Source organism: Streptomyces sp. NPDC058457 (assembly GCF_042720695.1).
Taxonomy (GTDB): Bacteria; Actinomycetota; Actinomycetes; order Streptomycetales; family Streptomycetaceae; genus Streptomyces.
On record NZ_JBHXLU010000070.1, the window covers coordinates 44,526 to 63,674 of the forward strand.

General features: G+C 71.9%; 19 protein-coding genes. 9 read left to right on the forward strand and 10 right to left on the reverse strand.

From position 1 onward, the window contains the following. The first annotated feature begins 194 nt into the window (after positions 1–194). From ACFWPS_RS38780 to ACFWPS_RS38790, 3 genes are all read left to right on the forward strand, one after another. Positions 195–848 (forward strand): TetR/AcrR family transcriptional regulator, encoded by a 654-nt coding sequence (locus ACFWPS_RS38780; RefSeq protein WP_383714461.1) that lies wholly within the window; start codon positions 195–197, stop codon positions 846–848. 10 nt (positions 849–858) lie between these two features. Then, on the forward strand, positions 859–1,206 hold the full coding sequence (locus ACFWPS_RS38785) for a hypothetical protein (protein WP_383714463.1): 348 nt from the start codon (positions 859–861) through the stop codon (positions 1,204–1,206). A 127-nt stretch (positions 1,207–1,333) separates the two neighbouring features. After that, positions 1,334–2,476 carry an NlpC/P60 family protein gene (locus ACFWPS_RS38790; protein ID WP_383714466.1) on the forward strand — a complete coding sequence of 381 codons (1,143 nt, stop codon included), beginning with the start codon at positions 1,334–1,336 and terminating at the stop codon, positions 2,474–2,476. Positions 2,477–2,571: 95 nt separating this feature from the next. On the opposite strand, the gene ACFWPS_RS38795 is transcribed toward ACFWPS_RS38790, so the two are convergent. The 7 genes from ACFWPS_RS38795 to ACFWPS_RS38825 all read right to left on the reverse strand — a co-directional run bounded on the left by ACFWPS_RS38795 (position 2,572) and on the right by ACFWPS_RS38825 (position 9,855). Continuing rightward, positions 2,572–3,510 carry a diiron oxygenase gene (locus ACFWPS_RS38795; RefSeq protein WP_383714468.1) on the reverse strand — a complete coding sequence of 313 codons (939 nt, stop codon included), beginning with the start codon at positions 3,508–3,510 and terminating at the stop codon, positions 2,572–2,574. Positions 3,511–3,634: 124 nt separating this feature from the next. Then, the gene (locus tag ACFWPS_RS38800; RefSeq protein ID WP_383714470.1) at positions 3,635–5,122 is read right to left on the reverse strand and encodes a penicillin-binding transpeptidase domain-containing protein; all 1,488 of its coding nucleotides are present in this window, start codon (positions 5,120–5,122) and stop codon (positions 3,635–3,637) included. Then, a complete protein-coding gene (locus tag ACFWPS_RS38805; protein ID WP_383714473.1) occupies positions 5,119–6,480 on the reverse strand; it encodes an FtsW/RodA/SpoVE family cell cycle protein in 1,362 nt (453 codons plus the stop codon). Before ACFWPS_RS38805 ends, ACFWPS_RS38800 begins: the two co-directional genes overlap by 4 nt. A 43-nt stretch (positions 6,481–6,523) precedes the next feature. Next, complete coding sequence (locus ACFWPS_RS38810; RefSeq protein ID WP_383714476.1) at positions 6,524–6,988, reverse strand: SH3 domain-containing protein; 465 nt, start codon at positions 6,986–6,988, stop codon at positions 6,524–6,526. Between the two features lie 245 nt (positions 6,989–7,233). Next, entirely contained in the window at positions 7,234–8,469 is a 1,236-nt protein-coding gene (locus ACFWPS_RS38815; protein ID WP_383714478.1) for an ATP-binding protein, read from the reverse strand. Further along, complete coding sequence (locus ACFWPS_RS38820; RefSeq protein ID WP_383714481.1) at positions 8,466–9,194, reverse strand: hypothetical protein; 729 nt, start codon at positions 9,192–9,194, stop codon at positions 8,466–8,468. The genes ACFWPS_RS38815 and ACFWPS_RS38820 overlap by 4 nt, the downstream gene beginning before the upstream one ends. 154 nt (positions 9,195–9,348) lie before the next feature. Further along, on the reverse strand, positions 9,349–9,855 hold the full coding sequence (locus ACFWPS_RS38825) for a protein phosphatase (RefSeq protein ID WP_383714483.1): 507 nt from the start codon (positions 9,853–9,855) through the stop codon (positions 9,349–9,351). Positions 9,856–9,956: 101 nt separating this feature from the next. Here ACFWPS_RS38825 and ACFWPS_RS38830 point away from each other — a divergent pair, with 101 nt between their 5' ends. Beyond that, positions 9,957–10,760, forward strand: coding sequence for a nuclease-related domain-containing protein (locus ACFWPS_RS38830; RefSeq protein ID WP_383714485.1), 804 nt, complete (start codon positions 9,957–9,959; stop codon positions 10,758–10,760). A 26-nt stretch (positions 10,761–10,786) separates the two neighbouring features. Here the strand turns inward: ACFWPS_RS38830 and ligD are convergent, their stop codons facing one another. Beyond that, positions 10,787–11,668 (reverse strand): non-homologous end-joining DNA ligase, encoded by an 882-nt coding sequence (gene ligD / locus ACFWPS_RS38835; protein WP_383714488.1) that lies wholly within the window; start codon positions 11,666–11,668, stop codon positions 10,787–10,789. Positions 11,669–11,720: 52 nt separating this feature from the next. Between ligD and ACFWPS_RS38840 the strand changes: the two genes are divergently transcribed. From ACFWPS_RS38840 to ACFWPS_RS38855, 4 genes are all read left to right on the forward strand, one after another. Then, positions 11,721–12,821 carry a Ku protein gene (locus ACFWPS_RS38840; protein WP_383714490.1) on the forward strand — a complete coding sequence of 367 codons (1,101 nt, stop codon included), beginning with the start codon at positions 11,721–11,723 and terminating at the stop codon, positions 12,819–12,821. Between the two features lie 470 nt (positions 12,822–13,291). Beyond that, positions 13,292–13,774, forward strand: coding sequence for a DoxX family protein (locus tag ACFWPS_RS38845; RefSeq protein ID WP_383714508.1), 483 nt, complete (start codon positions 13,292–13,294; stop codon positions 13,772–13,774). A 208-nt stretch (positions 13,775–13,982) separates the two neighbouring features. Next, positions 13,983–15,464: a multicopper oxidase family protein gene (locus ACFWPS_RS38850; protein WP_383714493.1), complete on the forward strand. Its 1,482-nt coding sequence runs from the start codon at positions 13,983–13,985 to the stop codon at positions 15,462–15,464. Positions 15,465–15,566: 102 nt separating this feature from the next. Continuing rightward, a complete protein-coding gene (locus ACFWPS_RS38855; protein WP_383714496.1) occupies positions 15,567–15,767 on the forward strand; it encodes a hypothetical protein in 201 nt (66 codons plus the stop codon). A 14-nt stretch (positions 15,768–15,781) separates the two neighbouring features. On the opposite strand, the gene ACFWPS_RS38860 is transcribed toward ACFWPS_RS38855, so the two are convergent. Next, positions 15,782–17,353, reverse strand: a complete 1,572-nt coding sequence (locus ACFWPS_RS38860; protein WP_383714498.1) for a hypothetical protein — start codon at positions 17,351–17,353, stop codon at positions 15,782–15,784. A gap of 274 nt (positions 17,354–17,627) precedes the next feature. Between ACFWPS_RS38860 and ACFWPS_RS38865 the strand changes: the two genes are divergently transcribed. After that, positions 17,628–18,518, forward strand: coding sequence for a hypothetical protein (locus ACFWPS_RS38865; RefSeq protein WP_383714501.1), 891 nt, complete (start codon positions 17,628–17,630; stop codon positions 18,516–18,518). A 259-nt stretch (positions 18,519–18,777) separates the two neighbouring features. On the opposite strand, the gene ACFWPS_RS38870 is transcribed toward ACFWPS_RS38865, so the two are convergent. Beyond that, on the reverse strand, positions 18,778–19,149 hold a 372-nt coding region (locus ACFWPS_RS38870), incomplete at its 5' end, for a DNA-directed RNA polymerase subunit alpha C-terminal domain-containing protein (RefSeq protein WP_383714503.1).

Below are 19,149 nucleotides of genomic sequence, written 5' to 3' on the forward strand. Positions count from 1 at the left end.
GGTGCGCGGTGGTTGCTCGCGCAGTTCCCCGCGCCCCTGAAGGGGCGCTTGTGCAGCCCCCTGCTTTTAGGGGCGCGGGGCTGTATTCGATATGCGGCTCCGCCGCGTGGGCGCGACCGGCCACGACGGCGCCGCACCCGACCGACCGCCGGTGCCCGTCGCGGCGCTCCCAGCCCAGCGCATACGCTGATCGCATGACCCCGCAGGCCGCCACCCCCGCCTACCGCAGGCTGTCCGTCGAGGAGCGGCGCAGTCAGCTGCTCGACGCGGCCCTCTCCCTCTTCGCGCACCGCGCGCCCGAGGACATCTCGCTCGACGACGTGGCGGAGGCGGCCGGGGTCTCCCGCCCTCTGGTGTACCGCTACTTCCCCGGCGGCAAGCAGCAGCTCTACGAGGCCGCCCTCAGGTCGGCCGCCGAGGAGCTCGAACACTGCTTCGACGAGCCCCGTGAGGGCCCCCTTCTGCCCCGGCTCGCCCGCGCCCTCGACCGCTACCTCGCCTTCGTCGACCAGCACGACGCCGGTTTCAGCGCCCTGCTCCAGGGCGGCAGCGTGGTCGAGACCTCGCGGACGACAGCGATCGTGGACGGCGTACGGCGGGCCGCCGCGCAGCATATTCTCAGCCACCTGGACGTCGCCGACCCGAGCCCCCGGCTGCGGATGACCGTCCGGATGTGGATCACCGCTGTCGAGGCGGCCTCCCTCATCTGGCTCGACGAAGGCAAGCAGCCGCCGGTCGACGAGTTGCGGGACTGGCTGGTCGACCAGTTCGTCGCCGTACTCAGTGTGACCGCGCGCCGCGACCCGCAGACCGCCGCCCTCGTCGACGCCCTCGCGGCGGATGGCTGAAACTGGTGCCGTGAAGAGTCAGGACACCCCCTTCGAAGGCGGCCCGATGGACGGGCGGACGCTCCCCGTGCTGCTCGGCATGACGGGCCACCCCCCGAAGACCTACCGCATCCCGGTCCCGGACCCGGCCGGCGGGCCGCCCACGGTCCTGGTCTACCGTCGCATGCCCCGCGGGCAGAGCAAGCGCTTGGGCCTGTCCCAGGGCTGGAAGTACGAGTACGACCCCACGGGCAAGGGGGCCGGCGGTGGGCCGAAGTGGCCGTGGTCGAAGCCGGACCCGGCCGCCGCACCGGACGCGACGCCGCCCGCCGCACCGGACGCGACGCCGCCCGGCGGGCCGGACGGCACCGGCGGGTGACACTGGCGGGTGACATGACTGGGCCGAATCGCGCACATTCGCCGCGCGGGCCACGCATACACGTCTGATTATCACGTGATCATCGCGATGCGGGACGGAGAGACCGTCCCGCATCGGAGGTGATGACGTGCCAGGAAGGTTTCTGCGTCTGGCCTGTACGGCCGCGGTGGCGGCGGCCCAGGCCGTCCTCACGCCCCTGCCCGCGCTCGCCGCACCCGACCCCGGGCGGCCGGTCGCCGAGCTGCTGACGGACCTTCAGCAGGCGTACCGGCAGGCCGAACAGGCCACCGAGACCTACAACGCGGCCGCGGAACGCCTGAACCGGCAGCGCACCGAGGTGACCCGGTTGGACGGCGAGCTGGCCGAGGCCCGGCTCTCCCTGCACAGCAGCAAGGACGAGGCGGGCCGGCTGGCCCGGCAGCAGTACCAGAACTCCACCGGGCTCTCCCCCTACATCCGCCTGCTCCTCGCCCGTGACCCGCAGCACGCGCTCGACGAGGGCCATGTCATCGGCGAACTGGCACGTGAGCGGGCGAAGACGGTGGGCCGGCTGGCCGACGACGAGCGGCGGCAGACCGACCTGACCGGCCGGGCCCGCAAGGCACTCGACACCCAGTTCGCCCTCGCCGAGGGGCAGAGGAAACAGCGTGACGAGGTGCGGGCCCGCCTCTCCGACGTGGAGCGGATGCTGGCCTCCCTCACCCCCGACCAACTCACCGCCCTGGCGGACCTGGAGCGGACCGAGACGGCGGACGCCCAGCGGAGCCTCACCACGTCCGGCGCCCTGAGCACCACCACGCCACCCCCCTCCCCGGAAGGCGACCGCGCGGTGCGCTACGCGGTGCGGCAGCTGGGCAAGCCGTACCAGTGGGGCGCGGCGGGCCCGGCGTCGTACGACTGCTCGGGCCTGACCTCACAGGCCTGGGAGCACGCCGGCACGCCCATCCCGAGAACCAGCCAGCAACAGTGGGCCGACCTGCCCCACGTCCCCCTGAACAGCCTCCGCCCCGGCGACCTGGTCGTGTACTTCCCCGAGGCCACCCACGTAGCCCTCTACCTGGGCAACGGCAAGGTGGTCCAGGCCCCCCGCCCCGGCGCGAAGATCAAGGTCTCCCCGATCGCCGCGAATCCGATCCTGGGCGCGGTACGGCCAGATCCGACGGCCCGGTCCTTGGCCCGCTACACGCCCCCCGCGATCCCGAAGACAGCGACAGAGGGCCCGGATGAGAGCTTCGGAACTCTGCCGCCGACGACGCCGACTCCTACCTAGGAGAGGCTCGGGGTTGTATCGACATGCGACCCGGATACCCGCCTAAGGGGCGCGGGGAACTGCGCGAACAACCCCCACTCACCCGCACCCGACCCTCAAGCCAGCAGCCCCGAGCTCCTCCACAACCGCCGCCCGACCCCCTGAAGAACCCCGATGTCATCCAGAAAGTCGGTCAGCCGCTTCGCGCCCGTCTGCATGACCTCCCGCCGATGCCCGCTCGCCCGCACCTGCGCCACCGCCTCCCGCCGGTCCAGCCCCACGTTCGTGTAGACCTCCGGATTGACGAAGGCGACCGAGAACACCCGCGCGAACTCACCGGAGGTGACCCGCGTGAACTCCTGCGACCACCGCGGCGCCGTCACCATCTGCCGGCGCAGCTCCTCGCGGGCGTACCGCACATGCCGGGCCTCCTCGACCACGTGGATCCGCGTGACCCCGCGGACCAGCGGCTGGACCCGCTCGTCGGGGAAGGTCAGCCGCTGCATCCAGTCCAGGACCTCCTCGCCGAGCAGGGTGGCCGTGAACGAACCGGGGGTCGTGGAGATCGTCTTGAAGAGGCGGCCCAGGTTCTGGTGGGCGCGGCTCACCGGGTACCAGGGCGCGTCCCCGCGCGCTATCAGCCGCGCGAACATCTTCGAGTGCCGGCACTCGTCCTCGATCTCGGTCAGCGCGTAGCGCACATGCGCACTCGTCGCCGCCTTGTCGTAGATGTGCCGGACCAGCAGCTGCATCAGGATCAGCTCGAACCAGATGCCCAGCGAGGCCAGCGCGGCGGCCTCGTGCTGGGAGAGCAGGATCCGCTGTTCCTCGGACATCCGCTGCCACATCGGCGTGCCGTACAGCGACACCAGCTCCGGCGGCCAGAACCACTTGCCCTCCTCGAAGGGCGCGTCCCAGTCCAGCTCCTTGTCCGGGTCGAAGGAGTGCTTCGCGGAGGAGACCAGCAGCCGTTCGGCCACCTGCTCGCGGTCCTTGAGCAGGCCGAGCGCGTCCCGCAGTCCGTCGACCGCGTCGGCCTCCGTCAGGGTCGTCATGGCTCCCTCACCTCGTTACCCGGGGGTATGTCGTCGTCCGCTCTTATGAGACCGCCTGTCAGCAAGCCGGTCAATCCCCCGCGCGCGACTTGTTGACTCCGCGTCTACCCCGGTGCGGGACGCCTCAGAAGCCGAGCACCGCCCGCATCACCGCCCGGGCGATCGGCGCCGCGTCCCCGCCCCCGCTGATGTCCGAGCGGTCGGCCGCCGCGTCCTCGACCACCACCGCCACCGCGACCTTCGGCTCCAGGTCGTCGTCCGCCTGCGCCCAGGACACGAACCAGGCGTACGGCACCCCGGAGTTGCCGAGACCGTGCTGCGCGGTGCCGGTCTTGCCGCCGACCGTGGCGCCGCGGATCGCCGCGTTCGTGCCGGTGCCCTCCCGGACCACGTCGACCATGAGTTCCTTCATCCGCACGGCCGTCGCGGGACTCATCACCTGCCGCACCGGCCCCGCACCGCCCGTGGCGACCGTCTCACCGGTCCGTCGCACGGTCCGCTCCACCAGATACGGCGGATGCGCGAGCCCCCCGTCCGCCACCGCCGCCGCGACCATCGCCATCTGCAGCGGCGTGGCCCGGGTGTTGTACTGCCCGATCGACGACAGGGCCAGCTGCGCCTTGTCCACCGTCGTGTCGAAGGTGCTCGGGGCGGCGGTGAACGGGATGCGCAGCCGGGTGTCGTTGAAGCCGAACGCCTCGGCCGTCGCCCTCATGTTCGCCGCTCCCACATCCACGCCCAGCTTCGCGAAGACCGTGTTGCAGGACCACTCGAAGGCCGCCCGCAGCGAGGCGTCCGCGCAGCCGTCGCCCTCGTTGGTCAGCCGGGTCGTGGTGCCCGGCAGCCGGTAGGGGTCGGGGGAGCGGGTCGGCGCGTCCAGGTCGGTGACGACGCCCGCGTCGAGCGCGGCGGCCGCGGTGACCACCTTGAAGGTCGAGCCCGGCGGATACGTCTGCCGTACCGCCCGGTTGAGCATCGGTTTCTCCGGGTCGCCGTTCAGCCGCGACCAGGCCGAGGTCACCGCCGCGCCGTTGCCGGACAGCTGGGAGGGGTCGTAGGACGGGGTGGAGACCAGGGCGAGGATCCGGCCGGTCGCCGGTTCGATCGCGGCCACCGCGCCCTTGCGCGAGCCGAGCCCCCGGTAGGCGGCCTCCTGGGCGTACCGGTTCAGGGTCGTGACGACGTTCCCGCCCGGGTTCACCGCCCGGCCCGTGTCGTTCCACAGCGGGAGCGACGCCAGCATCGGGTCGGTCCCGGAGAGCACTCCGTCCTCGGCGTGCTCCAGGAACGTCGTGCCGTACAGCTGGGAGGCGAAGCCGGTGACCGGGGCGTACAACGGGCCCTGCGGATACGTGCGTTCGTAGCGCAGCTGCTCCCTGCTGTCCCGGGAGCCGGTGACCGGCACGCCGCCGACCAGGATGTCGCCGCGGGGGAGGCCGTAACGGGCGATCGAGTTACGGCGGTTGGCGGGGTTGTCGTCGTACTCCCGCGCCAGGACGACCTGGATGCGGGCGGCGTTGACGAGGAGGGCGAACAGCAGCAGGGCGCAGAGGGCGCGGGCCCGCCGGACGTACCTGGCCATGCCGCCCCGCCGGCGGTCGTACCGGGTCATGGGGCCACCTGTCCGTCGTACTGGCTGCGGGCCGAGTCGCTCACCCGGATCAGCAGGGCCACGATCGCCCAGTTGGTGACGACCGAGGAGCCGCCCTGGGCGAGGAACGGCATCGCCATGCCGGTCAGCGGGATCAGCCCGGTCACCCCGCCCGCGATCACGAACACCTGGAGGGCCACGATCGAGGCGAGCCCGACCGCGAGCAGCCGGCCGAAGGGGTCGCGCAGGGCGAGACCGGCCCGGTAGCCGCGCTCCACGAGCAGGCCGTAGAGGAGGAAGATCGCGGAGAGTCCGGCGAGACCGAGTTCCTCGCCCGCCGTGGCCAGGATGAAGTCCGACTTGGCGGCGAAGCCGATGAGGACGGAGTGGCCCAGGCCCAGTCCGGTGCCGAGGATCCCGCCGGCCGCGAACGCGAAGAGGGACTGGGCGAGTTGGTTCGGCCCCTGGCCCGCGTCGATCGAGGCGAAGGGGTGCATCCAGTCCTCGATCCGGCCGTGCACATGGGGTTCCAGACGGCCGACGGCCATCGCGCCGAACACGGCGAGCAGCAGACCGACGGCGATCCAGCCGGTGCGCCCGGTGGCGACGTACAGCATCACGACGAAGAGGCCGAAGAAGAGGAGCGAGGTGCCCAGGTCGCGTTCGAGGATCAGGACGCCGACGCTCACCAGCCAGATGGTGACGATCGGGCCCAGCACCCGGCCCGTCGGGAACTGCATGAACCACAGCCGGCGGCCGGCGTAGGCGAGCGCGTTGCGGTTGGCGGCGAGGTACGCGGCGAAGAACACCGCGAGCAGCACCTTCGCGAACTCGCTTGGCTGGATGGAGAATCCGGCGAGGCGGATCCAGATCCGGGCTCCGTTGACGGCCGGGAAGAGGATCGGCAGGAGCAGCAGGACGAGTGCGGCGGCGACGCAGACGTACGCGTAGCGCTGGAGCACGCGGTGGTCGCGGAGCATCAGCACGACGAGGATGAACAGGCCGACGCCCAGGGTGGACCAGACGAGTTGGGCGGGGGCCGCCCGGTCGCCGGGGCTCTGCAGGTCCAGCCGGTAGATCAAAACCAGGCCGAGTCCGTTGAGCAGCACGCCGATCGGGAGCGGCAGCGGGTCGGCGTACGGGGCGCGCAGGCGTACGGCGAGGTGGGCGACGAGCGCGAGCACCCCGAGACCGGCGCCGTAACCGGCGGCGCCGGGCGGGACGGTGCCGGTCTTTGCCAGGCCGACCGCGCAGTAGCCGTACACGGAGAGCAGGACGGCCAGCACGATCAGGGCGAGTTCGATGCCACGGCGCCGGGGGAGGCGTACGGGGGAGGTGGGGGTCGCGGTCGCCGCCAGGGTGGTTCCGGCCTTGGTCATGTCCGGAACTTACCCAAATAGTGAGAGTTGGGGGTCTTGTTGGTCAGCACCAGCGTGGCGTACGCCCGAGGGTGTCGATGTCGCGGGCGGGGCCCCAGGCCCAGGTGCCGTCGGTGAGCAGGTACCAGACGCGGTCGCCGTCGACGGGATCGCCGACGGCCCGGCAGTGGATGGAGACCTCCTCGCCGTTCGCGACGAACCGGATCCGCCGGCTGCCCCGCTCCGGCTCGTTGCGCAGCCAGATGCCGTCCCGCGCGGTGACGACGCCCCGGTAGCGGGCGGGGTCGGTGCCACCCGGGCCGAGGAAGTCGTCGGTGCCGTCGGCGCCGCCGGTGTTGCCGACGCCGTCGAGGTGGTCGGAGTCGTAGGGGTCATTGGGGTCGCCGTACTGGCCGGTCCCCGGGTCGGCACTGTCCCAGCCGTCGTCGGCGAGGGCGGGCGTGGTGCCGCAGAGGGTGACGAGGGCGGCTATCGCGAAGCCGCGGGTGAGCGTGGAGCGCAGGGACATGGGGGCCTCCGAACGGGACGGGATGCGTGAACAGGGGGAACCTGACTATTCGCCACGCTAGGAGGGGTGCGCGGGGGGCGCCTTTTGCAGTGAGCCGAACGGGATCTGCGGGCCGGTGGGGGGCGGTCGCGCAGTCCCCGCGCCCCCAAAAGAAAGGGGCGCTGCACGAGCGCCCCTTCAGGGGCGCGGGGAACTGCCCGAGCAACCCCCACGCACCCGCAGCCGCGCAACCTACCGCGCACCCCCTACGGGAGCGTCAACGTCGCCACAGCCCCACCGCCGATCGCGTTGGCGAACGACAGCCGCGCGCCGAGCACCTCCGCCTGCCCCACCGCGATCGTCAGCCCCAGCCCGTGCCCCCTGGCCCCGCCCTCCGTCCGGAACCGCTGCGGGCCGTGTGCCACCAGGTACTCGGGATAGCCGTCCCCGTGGTCCCGCACGGTGACCTCCTTGCCCTCCACCGTCAGCACCACGGGCCCCCGCCCGTGCCGGTGCGCGTTGGCGACCAGGTTCCCCAGCACCCGTTCCAGCCGCCGCCGGTCGGTCTCCACCCACCCGTCCCGTACGACCTTCACCTCGGTCTCCGTCCCGGACGCCCGCACCACCCGCTCGGCCAGCGTGCCCAGTGCCTCCGCGTCGGTCTCCAGCCGCTCCCGGCCCGCGTCGAGGCGGGAGATCTCCAGCAGGTCCTCGGTGAGCGTGCGCAGCGTCGCCACCCGGTCCCGCACCAGTTCCGTCGGCCGCCCCGGAGGCAGCAGTTCCGCCGCCGCGTGCAGCCCCGTCAGCGGCGTCCGCAGCTCGTGCGCCACGTCGGCCGTGAACCGCTGCTCGCTCAGCAGCTTGCTCTGCAGCGACGCGGCCATCCCGTCCAGCGCGGCGGCGACCGCGGCCACCTCGTCCTGCGGGCGGGTCGGATCCTCGGTACGGGGATCGTGCACGCGGGCGTCCAGGTCCCCGGCGCTGATCCGCCGGGCCACCTGGGCGGTGCCGTGCAGCCGCCGGGTCACCCGGGTCACCGCGAACGCGCCGACCAGCAGCGTCGCCCCGATGGCGAGCGCCGACGACCAGAGGATGGAGTGGTCCAGGCCGGCGATGGTGCGGGCCTGCTGGGAGTAGTCGACGCCCACCGCGAGCGACCGGCTCCGGTCGGCCGGGCCCGCCGCCCACATCACAGGGTGACCGTCGTCCTCGTCCCTGGCGACCATCGTGCCCCGCTCCCCGGTCAGCGCCAGCGCCCGCAGCCGCGGCGGCAGCCCGCGCGGGTCGACGCGGGCACCCCGCGGCAGGGCGTCCCCCGCCTCGTAGGCGGTCGTCGCCTCCGCGAGCCGGGCCAGCGCCTGGTCGCGGGCCTGTGCGACGGTCTGGTCGGTGACCGACACATGCACCAGGACGCCGAGCAGCGCGGCCAGCGCACAGCACATCACCGTGATGAACGCCGCCGACTTCGCCGCGAGCGTCCCGGCCCAGTGCGGGAGCCTCATCGCGCCCCCGCCGAAGCCGACGCCGACGGTATCGGGGTGCGGGTGTGCCGGCCCTTGCCGGTGCGCAGGAACTCGTCCCGGGAGAACACCATCGCCTTCCGCTCGGGATCCCACGCCCAGGTCGTCCGGTACTCGTACCCGCTGATCCCGGCCGGCGACCGCACGATCACCGTCCGCCCGGCCAGCTCGACGCCGATGATCGCGTCGTTGTCGTCGAGAACCTGCACCAGCCGGTGCTTCTCGACGGTGTACACGCGCAGCGCGGTCTGGTTCGTCGGATACAGCCGGAAGCCGAGCATGAGCTCGTCCCGCCCGTCCCCGGTGAGGTCCCGGTAGTACGGCTTCAGCAGCGGACACCGCGCCCCGCCGCCGCCCGCCGTGCACTCCTTCATCCGGTCCGCGGTCTCGTGGTACGCCCCCTTGTCCCCGTAGTCCGCCGGGTCCGAGGCGATCTCCGCCCGTACGACGGCCACCGGATCCACCCCGCGGATGTCGTCGCCGGGAACCGTGATCCCCTTGACGGTCTCCGTGCTGCCCTCGTCGTAGGGCCAGGCCGGGCTGGACGCCGGCCGCAGGTCGGGCCAGAGCTTCGCGGGGCTGATCGCGGTCGGGGTCGCCCCGGCCCCGCGCAGTCCGCCGGAGTCGCCGCAGCCGGCCGCGGTCACCGTCAGCAGGGCGACGGCGGCCGCGGTCACGGCGGCACGGACGGGACGACGGGCTGGCACGCTGCTCCTGGCTCTGGCTCTGGCTCTGGCTCTGGCTCTGGCTCTGGCGGGGTCGGTGGGCGGGGGCGGTGGGCGGAGGCGGCCTCGTACACCTTATTCGCAGATTCGTAGGGAAGTCCTTTTTGCGCCTGGGGGGGGCGGTGCAGGGCAGAGGCTACTCGGCGAGATCCTCCAGGAGCCGGGCGGTGGACAGGCCGGCCCGCAGATAGGCCACGAACAGCTCGTTGTGCAGTGCCCAGGGCGAGCGCCGGGCGCGCACCAGCCGGATCGCCTCCTCGGCCGTACGCCCCTGGTGCACCAGCGCCTGCGCGACCACGAGCCCGGACCGGTTGTACCCGCTGTAGCAGCGCACCAGCACCGACCGTCCCGCGTCCAGGGCCTCGCTGGCCGCAAGCGCGAGCCGCATCACCCCCGCCAGCTGGGTGCCGTCCAGCGGCCCGTCCGGTATCGGCCACACATGGTGCTCGACCCCGGTGGCCGGACCGTGCCCGGGCAGCCGCAGCAGACTCTGCACCAGGTCGAACTCGTCCCGCACCACGGCGGCCTCCAGCCGCCCCGAACGCCCCCGGAACTCGTGGCCGCCCATCCACAGACCGGGCAGCACCTCGCTCCAGGGACTGTCCGGAGCCGGCACGTCGTACTGCTCCCCACGGATCCGCACCCGGCGCCTCCCCGCTGCGCGCGCCAACCCCTGTCAAAGGTAGCGGGGTTCTTGCCCCTGGAGCACCCCGCCTGTTCCCATGGTCGAGGGGTGATGACGCAATGAACGGACTGCGCGTCGTGTCGACCTGGCGGCACGGTCAGGAGCGACTGTACGTATGCCTCACGGACGGAAGGAACATCGCCTGGTACGACCGTGAGGCGGGCCGGGTCAACCTGCTCAGCGACGAGCGGCGGGACGACGTACTGGAGACCCTGCGGCCGTTCCTGACCGGCCCGGTCACGGTCGGCCCGCCACCCGTGCCCACCCCCGCCGAACTGGCGCGGCTGACCCTGCACCCCGATGACGACCTCGCGCCCAACCGCCCGGGCGAGGCGCTGCTGGTCGCGCTCGACCGGGACCCCGGTCCGGCCCACCGCCTCCGCCCCGACCCGCGCCGCCTCGCCCTGACCGCGGAACAGACCGTCGGCGACGCGCTGGACCACCTGGACGGAGCGGGCTGGCACGCCCTGCACTCCGTCCCGCTGCCCGGCGGCGACCGCCTGCACCACCTGCTGATCGGGCCCGGCGGCCTGTTCTGTGTGCACTCCCTCTACGCCCGCAAGCAGAAGGTCCTGGTCGCCGACCCGATGATCACACTGGGTCGGCGTGACCCCCAGCCTCTCCTGCGCCGCCTGCGGGCGGACGCCGACCGGGCCTCGTACGCCCTCACGGCGGAGGTCCGTCCGGTCCTCGCCCTGACCGAGCCGGCGGACGTCAGGCTGACGGCCCCGCCGCGCGAGGTCCACATCCTCCGGGACCGGGACCTGGACAGCCTGTCCCGGCTGGGCGGCGTCCTCAAACCGGCGGACGTGGAGGCCCTGCACGCCATGGCGAGGGACCGCAACACGTGGGGGAGGGTGTAGGGCACTTCGGGGGCTTGCAGGGGCCTTCAGGGCAGCGTCGTCGCGCGCCCCGGGTCCAGCAGCGGGGCCAGCAGGTCCCCGTGGTCCTGGACACGCGGCACGATGTCCCCCGCCCGGAAGGCCAGCTGCGCCGCCGCCCGGCACTCCGCGACCTCCTGCCACGTCACCGGCGCCGACACCGTCGGCTCCCGCCGCGCCCGCAGCGTGTACGGCGTGGCCGTCGTCTTCCGCCCCGCGTTCTGGCTCCAGTCCACGAACACCTTCCCCGGCCGCAGACTCCGCGTCATCCGGTGCACCACCAGCCGCGGCATCGCCCGCTCCGCCGCGACGGCCAGCTCCTTCGCGTACTCGCTGACCCGCTCGCTGGACGCCCCCCGCACCGCCGCCAGCAGATGCAGCCCCTTCGAACCGGCCGTCTTGGCGTACGCCTCGATCCCGTCCGCCGCCAGCCGGTCCCGCAGCCACAACGCGACCTCGCAGCACTGCACCACCGTCGCGGGAGCCCCAGGATCCAGGTCGAAGACGATCCGGTCCGCCTCGTCCGGCGCCCCCACCAGCCACTGGTGCGTGTGGAACTCGGTGACCAGGTTCGCCGCCCACATTAGGCTCGCGAGGTCCTGCACCAGCACCATCCGGGCCGCCCCCTCCGAGCGGCGCACCTCGGCGGTGGTGACCCACTCGGGCGTACCCGGCGGCACGTTCTTGGTGAAGAACACCTGGCCGTCAGGACCGTCCGGGTACCGGAGGAACGAGACCGGCCGGTCCCGCAGATGCGGCAGCAGGACCCCGGACGTCGTCGCGTAGTAGTGCAGCAGCTCGCCCTTGGTGAACCCGGTCGCCGGATACAGCACCTTCTCCAGGTTGCTGAGCGCGACCCTTCGCCCGTCCACCTCTGTGATCGGCGTCATACGATGACAATCTCACACAAAGGCGTACACCCTGGACGGAGGGGAGCCGCACGTGCGATCCATCTGGAACGGCGCGATCTCCTTCGGGCTCGTCAGCATCCCGATCAAGCTGGTGAACGCCACGGAGAGCCACTCGATCTCCTTCCGCCAGGTCCACACCGAGGACAACGGCCGCATCCGCTACCGCAAGTTCTGCGAGCTGGAGGACCGTGAGGTCACCCAGTCGGAGATCGGCAAGGGGTACGAGGACGCCGACGGCACGATCGTCCCGATCACCGACGAGGACCTGTCCCACCTGCCCATCCCCACCGCCCGCACGATCGAGATCGTCGCGTTCGTCCCCGCCGACCGGATCGACCCGCTCCAGATGGACGCGGCGTACTACCTGGCGGCCTCGGGTGCCCCTGCCGCGAAGCCGTACACCCTCCTGCGCGAGGCCCTGAAGCGCAGCCACAAGGTGGCCATCGCGAAGTACGCGCTGCGCGGCCGCGAACGCCTCGGCATGCTCCGGGTGGTCGGCGACGCCATCGCCATGCACGGCCTGCTCTGGCCGGACGAGGTCCGTGCCCCCGAGGGCGTCGCCCCCGACGTCGACGTCACCGTCCGCGACAAGGAACTCGACCTCGCGGACGCCCTGATGGACACCCTCGGCGAGGTCGACCTGGAGGACCTGCACGACGAGTACCGGGAGGCCCTGGAGGAGGTCATCGCCGCGAAGGCGGCCGGCGAGACCCCGCCGGAGGCCCCGGAACCGGCGACGGGCGGCAAGGTCCTCGACCTGATGGCGGCTCTGGAGAAGAGCGTGCGGGCGGCGAAGGAGTCGAGGGGGGAGAGGGCGGAGGGTACGGAGGGTACGGAGGGGGCGGAGGTCACCCCGCTGCCGAGCACGAGCGGCAAGAGGCCGGGGGCGGCTGCGAAGGAGACGGCGGTCAGGAAGCAGGCGGCGAAGAAGCCGGCGACCTCGCCGAAGAAGCCGGGGACCGTGAAGACGACGAGTGCGAAGAGGGCGACCGCGAAGACGGCGGCGGAGGCGTCCGCGGCCAGGAAGTCGACAGCGAAGAAGTCGGCGGAGAAGAAGTCGGCGGAGAAGAGGGAGCCGGCCAAGAAGACGCCGGTCAAGAAGACGGCGTCAGCTCGCGGACGCTCCGCGTGAAAGCCCCCCCGCCGGGTGTCACGGGTCTGCAATCGGCGCGCGCCTCCACCCGTCTGACCGTCCATCACCGTGCGTGCCTCTTCGGCGCCGTTCGGATCCCCGTCGCCGCGCCCCCGGACGGGCGTGTCCCCGGGCTGCGGCGTGCCCCCTCGACCGGGGCGGTTATCGCCGATCGAAATAGTGCATATTTCAACATATCATTGGATATGGCGAGGTGACGGCGCAATGCTGGGTGATGGGGAGGGACCGCCGCACGGCGGGCAGACCGGCTTGTCCCCACCTGTGAAGGCATTGTCATGCGTGCACTGCATTTCCACCCCTTCGGCAGAACTCATCTCCTGTCACTGACCCAGGTACGCGCCCCCGCGTCCTCCGCGGTCCCCGCTGCGGAGGACCGCAGGCCCCCCGATCAGCCCAGGACCGCCTCGGGCCCGCCGGGCGGGACGCACGCCGCCGGTCCGGTTCTCCGGCTGTCCGCCGGTGAGTGCGGACTGCTGCTGATCAGGCTGACCTTCGGGCTGCTGACGGCCGGCCACGGTGCGCAGAAGCTGTTCGGCCTCTTCGGCGGGCCGGGCCTGGCGGCCACCGGCAGAGGCTTCGACGCCCTCGGCTACCACCCCGGCAAGGTCTTCGCCGTGATCGGAGGTCTCTCCGAACTCGCCGGGGGCCTCGGTCTGGCCGTCGGCCTGTTCACTCCGCTGGCGGCCGCGGCCATCATCGGCGTGATGATCAACGCCATGGTGACCGTGAGCGGTGCCAACGGCCTGTGGATCCAGGACAACGGGGTCGAGTACAGCGTCGCCATCTGCATCGTCGTCCTCGCCCTCGCCGCCATCGGCCCGGGCCGGCTGTCCCTCGACCGGTTCTTCCCCTGGCGCGACGGCGGGTGGCTCGCGGCCGCCGTCGCGCTCGGTCTGGGCGGCATCGGTGCCGCGATCGCGCTGAGCATCTGACCACCTGAGCGGCGGGACTGCCGCCATCCGTGTGGAAGCCCGGCCGACGGGGGTGGTTGCCGCCGCCTGGTGCGCGTGGCACGCCGAACGGCGGGACCCGCCCCTCCTACATTTCTCCTGCATTCCGGCCGGAGGACCGCCATGGCCTTGGCCGTGCCCCGCCGGGCGTGGCACCGCCGTCCGGTCGCTCGGTTTCCCTGGGAGAGACGTGCCCCGGTCCCGCATCCGTTCCGCTGTGGCCCTGCCGGTCGCCGACCTGCTCCTCACCACCGGCTGGCTGGCCGGCTGCGGGGACCTGACACCGGCCGGAGACTCCGCCGGCACCCGGCAGCCCGCGCCGGAGGCCGGCCACCGTCCCACGGCCGGACCGCGCCTGCAGGACCCGCCGGAACTGGTCAGCCGCGACGGCCTCCTCAAGGCGGCCATCGTGGTGGAACGCCGCAAGGTGCAGGTCGGCGACCGACATCTGTACGCCACCACCTACAACGGGGCGTACATGCCGCCCACGCTGCGCGTACGGCCCGGCGACCGCATCGACCTGACCATGACCAACCGCATCGCCGACGACACCAACGTGCACACGCACGGTCTGCACGTCTCCCCGCACAGCCCCTCCGACGACGTCTTCGTCGCCATCAGGTACAACCAGTCGTACCACTACTCGTACCGGTTGCCGTTCAACCATCCGACCGGCACGTTCTGGTACCACTCGCACGCGGACATGATGTCCGCGCAGCAGGTCGCCGGCGGCGAGTCGGGGGTCGTCATCGTCGAGGGTCTCCAGCAGCACCTGCCTCCGTCCCTGCGGGGCATCACCGAGCACACCATCGCGCTCAAGGACTTCCAGATCGAGGGCGACTCGATCAAGACGCATCCCCTCAAGATCGGGGATCCCACGAACCGCACCGTCAACGGTCAGCAGAACCCGGTGATCGACATCCGGCCGGGGGAGACCCAGCTCTGGCGGCTCGCCAACATCGGCGCCAACATCTACTACAAGCTCCACCTCCCGGGCTCCCGCTTCCGCGTGATCGCCCAGGACGGCATCCCCGTCCGCAAGGCGTACGACCAGGACACGCTCGTGATCGCGGCCGGGGCGCGGTTCGACGTCCTGGTCCAGGGCGGCAGGCCCGGCACCACGCACCTGGAGACCCTCGAGTACGACACCGGCCCGGCCGGGAACAAGTTCCCCCGAGCCGACCTCGCCACCGTCGTCACCGGTGGCGCGCCCGTGCGCCGCGCCGCCCTGCCGACCGACATCGCCCGGCACGAGGACCTGAGCGACGCGAAGATCGCGGCCCGCAGGACCGTCGTCCTCACGGAGAACAAGGCGGGCACGAAGTTCTACATCAACGGCCGGCTGTACGACCCGCACCGGACCGACTTCACCGGCACCCTCGACACCGTCGAGGAGTGGACCATCCGCAACGACTCCGACGAGACCCACTCCTTCCACATCCACACCAACGACTTCCAGCTGATGAGCATCGACGGGAAGCCCCAGGACCCGGCCCACGGCTGGTACGACACCATCGACGTGCCCGTGCGCGGCAGGGCGGTCATCCGCATGCACTACACCGACTTCACCGGGAAGAGCGTGGTGCACTGCCACATCCTCAACCACGAGGACATGGGGATGATGGCCGTCCTGGACATCGTCGCGCCCCGCGGGGACACGCCCGGCAAGTGACCGCCGCGCGGGGCGGTGGGCCGATGCGGCCGGCCCGGGTAAACGTGGCGGCGGTCGTGGTCCTGACGGGAAGAACCCTGGCTCGCAGCCGGGAGGGCTGGGATGGTGCCCAGCGGGCATGTCCCCGACCTGGCCGGCACCCCGCTGGTGAGCCGGGAGGCCGGTTCCGGAACCCGGGACGCCTTCTCCGCCGCCATGCTCGCCGGAGCGGCGGCGGCCGGCCTCGCCACGCTGATGGCGCTGCGAACCCGGCAGCAGTCCCGCCAACAGCCGCCCACCGCGAAGGCCCAGACCCCGGCGTGACGGCTACGGCGTACTCATCCGATGGCGTACGCCCGGTACACGGTCTCCACCGAACGGTCCCCGGCGGCGTCCGTCACCTCGGAGCGCAGGGCGACGGCGCCGGAGGCCGGGTTGTGGACGGCGGCCTGCCAGGTCGAGCCGGAGTGCTTGACGGTCGCCGCCTGCCAGGTCTTGCCGCCGTCGGCGGACGACCAGACCCGGACGGACTTGGCGGTCACCTTGGTCAGCTTCAGGTCGGGGCCCTGGGAGCCGCGCCCGGCACTGACGTCGACGGTCGTGGTGCTGTTCAGTGCGGCCTGGTTGTGGCTGTTCAGCCCGGTGGGCAGGAAACGGGTCAGGAAGACGGGTGCGACCAGCGACTTGTCCGGGTCGGCCTTGAAGTACCAGTCGAGGGTGGTGCGCGGCGACAGCATGCCGGTGGGGAAGGTGATCCCCGGCCGGTACCGATGGGCGTCGACGGTCAGCCGGTACCAGCCGGCCGAGCGGACGGCACCGGAGAACTCGGCGTCGCCGGTACCCCAGTTGGTCAGGGTCTGCTTCTTGACGGTGGTGCTTCCCTTGGACAGCACCACCGTCTCCTTCGTCAAGTAGGCGCCGGCGACGCCGACGTCGGGGTCGCCGATCAGGGCGTCCGGGATGAAGGTGACGGACCTGTCCCCGAGTATCGGAAGGTCGTGCAGCGGACCCCACACGGCCCGGCCGAAGTACTGGGTGGCGCTCTGGCCCGCCGCCAGCGTCCTGACCTTCGGGAAACCGAAGCCGACGCCCTCGCCGTCGCTCGCGGCGACCTCGTCGCGCGGCTGCCAGGTCCCCGGCGTCACATGGGCGGTGGCGCTGTAGGGCGCGTCGACGTCGCGTACCCGGGCCACCAGGTCGGTCGTGCAGTCGTCGACCTTCGGCGCCGCCTGGAGCGAGGTGTAGTTCTGCGGGCCCATCTGTGTACCGCTGCGGACCGAGAAGTGCACCGTCGCCAGCTTCGACCGCTTGAACGACCCACCGGGCGAGGTCGGAATACCGGTGCTGTTCTTCACGGCGACGTAGCTGTCGTTCCCCGACCACTGCGCCAGGTACCCGAACTGCAGCAGCTTGGAGGAGTTCGGGATGGCGTAGAGGGCTCCCTCGTCGTTCCAGCCGCCGGCGCTGTGGGCGGAAGGCATGTTGCCGGCGCCGGCTGCGCACACCTGCGCGCTGATCCGCGCGGGATCGGTCACGTCGGCGGGCGTGTCGAGCGAGACCTTGACGGCCTTGCCCTTGCGCGCGTCGAGGGTCACCGACTTGCTGCCCGACACCTGTACGACCTGGGCGCCGATGGTGTCGGTGCCCAGCCCGTCCGTGGCGCTCTCGTAGATGTCGGTCATCGCGACGTAGCGCCCCGACGGCAGGCTGAGCCGCTTGCCGGACTTGACGCTGTACGTCTTGGCGGACGGCACCGCGACGACGGTGACCGTCGTCGCGACCTTCCCACCGTGCCGCCCCAGCGTGGTGACGGTCAGCGACCCCGACGCCGCCCGCGCGGAAGCGGCGGAAACGACCAACGGCACCAGCGCGGCCACCCCGACGAAAGCAAGCGATCTCCGTCGCACCATCGTCAACTCCCCCTCGAACCCCCAAAGTCAGCCAATCATAGGTGTGCCACGTACATGACAGGCCAAGGAGTGAGCCCCGCCTGATCAAGCCGTGGCAAAGAAGGATCACGTGTTCACCAGCACCTCAGGACGGTGGCCGACCGCATCGACCGGCATCGCCGACGCCGTGCGGAAGCAGGCACCGTGGCGCCGGCCCACGCGGTGGTCGGCATCGGCGGTGGCTCGTCGGGTGCGAGCGGACTGGGCGAGCGGAGGGCCGGGGATACTGACCCGCATGACGGACTGGCTCATACTCTTCGGCTGTCTGGTGATCGCGTTGACGGCCATGTCGGTCGACGGCATCGGGCGCGCGAATGCCGAAGACGCCCGCCTGGAGGCGTTCGTGGCCGAAGAGCGCCGCAGCGCGGTCGTCGAGCCGGACGCCGTGGAACGACTCGGGCCGGTGGAGTTGGGCTGGCTGAACAGCTCGGGTCTCAGGGGGGTGAAGGAGGGGGCAGTGGCCAGGCTGGTGGCCGATGGGGTGCTGCGCCGGCTGCCGCCCGACGGGCCCGGCCCGCAGCGTTGGGTCGCCCGCGGCACGTTGCCCGAGGACGCCGACGAGTTCGAGCGCGAACTGTGGACCGCGGCGGCACAGAGCCGGGCCCACTCCGTCGGCCGGCGGGGCCACTACTTGTGGGCCCTGCCGGATCCCGTGGGCCTCGCGCGTGCGGCGGAGGCGCGACTGATCAGCGAAGGCTATGCGCGGCAGCCGGGGGAACTCCTTCCCGGCGGCGGGCAGCGGCACCGGGGCCGGTGGTCCATGGCGGCCGCGGCGGTGGCGGTGCCGGTGGTGACCGTACTGGTCGTCGACCATGCCTGGGTCCGAGCCGTGCTGGCGCTGCTCGTCGGCGCGTTCACGCTGGGAGCGGCGTTGAATTCGACCGACTCGATCCTGCCGCGCAGGCTGCCGGCCAGAACCGCCCGAGGGGCACTGGTGCTCCACCTCGCGCGTGAACGGTTCGCGGACCTGAATCCGGCGACGCGGCCGGCGTCGGAGGCGTACGACCCCCGCACGGTACGCATGGCGGTCGCGCTCTTCGGTTCCCCGGTACTCGGACGCATCGACGACGGGCTCCGGTCCGACTGGGACCAGCCGACGACCCATGTTGACGGCCCCGGAGAGTGATCCCGGGCCGTCTTCCGCTGCTCGAACGCGAGGTGCCGGTCAGATCCTGTTGACGACCGTCCACGCGTCGAGCAGCGGGTCGTACGTGAAGCGCCGGGGCTGCGCTGCTTCGTCACCGGCCGCCTTCGCCGGGGTTCGTGCAAGGGCGCGGGCCCGGCCGAGGTCTCCCTCCGGGCAGGGAACAGTGTGGACGTTCCCCTGTCCCTGTCCGCGAGGTGTCTCCTTGGCCGGGACCAGCGCGACGTTCAGTACTGCTCGGTCAGTACTGCTCGGTCTCCGCGAATCCCGCGTCCGCGTCGTCGGCGCCGAAGGTGTCGGCGGCGGCGGTCGGGTTGAATCCGGGCGGGCTGTCCTTCAGGCCGAGGCCCATGCCGGCGAGCTTCTCCTTGACCTCGTCGATCGACTTCGCACCGAAGTTGCGGATGTCGAGCAGGTCGGCCTCGGAACGAGCCAGGAGCTCGCCCACGGAGTGGACGCCCTCGCGCTTGAGGCAGTTGTAGGAGCGGACCGTGAGCTCCAGCTCCTCGATCGGCAGCGCCAGGTCGGCGGCAAGGGCGGCGTCCGTCGGGGACGGGCCCATGTCGATGCCCTCGGCGTCGATGTTCAGCTCGCGGGCGAGACCGAACAGCTC